At 67.8% G+C, this 1484-nt stretch carries 1 protein-coding gene; it reads left to right on the top strand.

All coding sequences use genetic code 11. From position 1 onward, the window contains the following. On the top strand, positions 1-1484 hold a 1484-nt coding region (locus I71_RS21135), incomplete at both ends, for a malate synthase G (RefSeq protein WP_042697680.1).

Below are 1484 nucleotides of genomic sequence, written 5' to 3'. Positions count from 1 at the left end.
ACGCGCGCTGGGGCAGCCTGTACGACGCGCTGTACGGCACCGACGCCATTCCCGGCACCCCGGCGGCCGGCGGCTATGACGCCGCGCGCGGTGCGCAGGTGATCGCCTGGGCCCGCAAGTTCCTCGACGATGCCGTTCCGCTGGCCGAGGGCAGCCATGCCGACGCCACCGGTTACGCGGTCGAGGGCGACGCGCTGGCGGTGACCCTGAAGAGCGGCGGCAAGACCGGCCTGAAGGACAAGGCCGCCTTCGTCGGCTGGCAGGGCGAGGCGTCGGCGCCGTCGGCCGTGCTGCTGGTCCAGAACGGCACCCACATCGAGATCCGCATCGACCGCAACAGCGTGATCGGCAAGGACGATGCGGCCGGTGTCGCCGATGTCGTGCTGGAAGCGGCGCTGTCGACCATCCAGGATTGCGAGGATTCCGTCGCCGCCGTCGATGCGGAGGACAAGGTCGTCGCCTACCGCAACTGGCTGGGCCTGATGAAGGGCACCCTGGAGGCCAGCTTCTCCAAGGGCGACAAGACCGTCGTGCGCAAGCTGAACGCGGACCGGGTCTACACCACGCCGACCGGCAGCATCACCCTGCATGGCCGCAGCCTGCTGCTGGTCCGCAATGTCGGCCACCTGATGACCATTGATATGGTCAAGCTGTCCGACGGCAGCGAGGCGCCGGAAGGCATCCTCGACGGCGTCTTCACCTCGCTGATCGCGCTGCATGACCTGAAGGTTGGCCAGAAATCTGAGGGCGGCCTGCGCAACAGCCGCGCCGGCTCGGTCTACATCGTAAAGCCGAAAATGCACGGGCCGGAGGAGGTCGCCTTCGCCGACGAGCTGTTCGGCCGCGTCGAGGACCTGCTCGGCATGGCCCGCAACACCCTCAAGGTCGGCATCATGGACGAGGAGCGGCGCACCACCGTCAACCTCAAGGAGTGCATCCGCGCCGCCAAGGACCGCGTGGTGTTCATCAACACCGGCTTCCTGGACCGCACCGGCGACGAAATCCACACCTCGATGGAGGCCGGCCCGGTCGTCCGCAAGGCGGCGATGAAGGCCACCAAGTGGATTTCGGCCTATGAGGACAACAATGTCGATGTCGGTCTGAAGGCGGGCCTGAAGGGCCGCGCGCAGATCGGCAAGGGCATGTGGGCGATGCCCGACCTGATGGCCGACATGCTGGTCGCCAAGATCGGCCATCCGAAGGCCGGCGCCAACACCGCCTGGGTGCCGTCGCCGACCGCCGCCACCCTGCACGCCACCCACTATCACGCGGTGAACGTGGCCGAGGTGCAGGACCAGCTGGCCAAGCGGCAGGCCGCCGCCCTGTCCGATATCCTGACCATCCCGCTCGCCGACCGTCCCAACTGGTCGGAGGACGAGATCCGGCAGGAGCTGGAGAACAATGCCCAGGGCATCCTCGGCTATGTGGTGCGCTGGATCGACCAGGGCGTCGGCTGCTCCAAGGTGCCGGACATCCAGACGTCG

Source organism: Azospirillum sp. B506, from assembly GCF_000333595.1.
In the GTDB taxonomy this organism is placed as follows: Bacteria; Pseudomonadota; Alphaproteobacteria; order Azospirillales; family Azospirillaceae; genus Azospirillum.
This window is presented reverse-complemented; position numbering and strand designations above follow the sequence as displayed.